Source organism: Actibacterium sp. D185-2, from assembly GCF_054954595.1.
The window spans coordinates 1-1,184 of sequence record NZ_JBPWNX010000062.1; the positions used below are offsets into that span (position 1 = coordinate 1).

The following is a 1,184-nucleotide window of genomic DNA, read 5'->3' on the forward strand; positions in this document are numbered from 1 at the left end:
TGACCGCAAAATTGCGCGGCCGCTGAACATCAGACCAGCCAGAGACTGGGAAACGTGAAGATGTTCTCTGAAAGTTCCCCCTTAGCGTGGTTCTACGAAGAAACCTTCCGATGGGGCCATCTTGCCGGTATTGTCCGAGATCACCGGGTGATTGAGATGCGACGCGGTGACTTCTGTCAGCGTGTCCGTCCCGTCCCACTGCCAGGTATTCGCGGCATGCAGGCCGTTGCCGTCGTAACCCGCCGCGCCGACGGTGTTGGACTGGCCGGCCAGCAATACGACGAAAGGCGCCTGGGCCTGCGATTGCGGTATGAACGGATCGGATGCAGCGCTTAGCCGGTAGGCCAGATAGGATGTGCCGTTTGCCAGCCCGGTCAGATTGGGGGTGTTGAAGATCTGCGCATTGGTCAGATCGTCGCCATCGGCCTCGGGGATCACCAGATATTTGGGCATGAATTACTCCAGCGTTGCAGTGCCGTCGCCCACCGAGACGACGGTGGGGGCGGCTGGCCCGGACGGGGCCTGAAGGATTTGGGCCGCGCCGTTTCCGGTGCCGATGCGCCATCCGGCGGGCGGAGTGCGGCGCAGGGAGGTCAGCGCCAGGCCGATTGAAAGGGTCATGTCCGGAACTTTCCTGTCGGGAATTCGGAGGGCGTCACTATAGCCGGGCGGGCCGGGTGTTGCCGGATGGCTAACCGGACCGTGCGGTGGGGGGCGAACCGGCAGGCGGACTGGGCGGGACCATGCCGCCGGGCGGCTCCGCGCTGGTCAAACCGAAGGGGCAGGGGTAGCATCATCTCGTTGACTGGTCTCGAAAGCGGCGGGAGATTTAGCCATGCCCCTTATTCCCCCTGTTTCTGCCCGCCGTTGTGCCATTCCGGCATCTCTGCTGCGGGGTCTGCTTTTGCCGGGTCTGCTTGCGGCGTGGGTCTGTACGGCCTCGCCGGTGGCGGCGGAAAATCTGGGCAGGGTGCTGCAGGATGCCCGCGCGGGGGAAACGATCCGCCTGCCCGGCGGTCAATACGGCTGGCTGGACCTTGACGGGCAGCGCCTGGCCCGGGATGTGACCATCGCCTCGGCGGATCCGTCCGATCCCGCGGTGTTTTCCAGCGTCTATATCCGGGGTGCGACGAACCTGACCTTCGACGGGATCCTGTTCGATTACACCTTCCAGGAAGGCGATC

The 1,184-nt window shown here is 64.2% G+C and carries 2 protein-coding genes and 1 pseudogene; 1 reads left to right on the forward strand and 2 read right to left on the reverse strand.

The features are described 5' to 3' along the window. Positions 1 to 81 precede the first annotated feature (81 nt). Together ACSR1C_RS20540 and ACSR1C_RS20545 are read right to left on the reverse strand one after the other, a co-directional pair. Positions 82 to 453, reverse strand: coding sequence for a hypothetical protein (locus tag ACSR1C_RS20540; RefSeq protein ID WP_460260868.1), 372 nt, complete (start codon positions 451 to 453; stop codon positions 82 to 84). Positions 454 to 456: 3 nt separating this feature from the next. Continuing rightward, a complete protein-coding gene (locus ACSR1C_RS20545) occupies positions 457 to 621 on the reverse strand; it encodes a hypothetical protein (protein WP_460260867.1) in 165 nt (54 codons plus the stop codon). A 214-nt stretch (positions 622 to 835) separates the two neighbouring features. Here ACSR1C_RS20545 and ACSR1C_RS20550 point away from each other — a divergent pair. Further along, positions 836 to 1,184: pseudogene (locus ACSR1C_RS20550) on the forward strand (hypothetical protein); the annotation flags it as partial.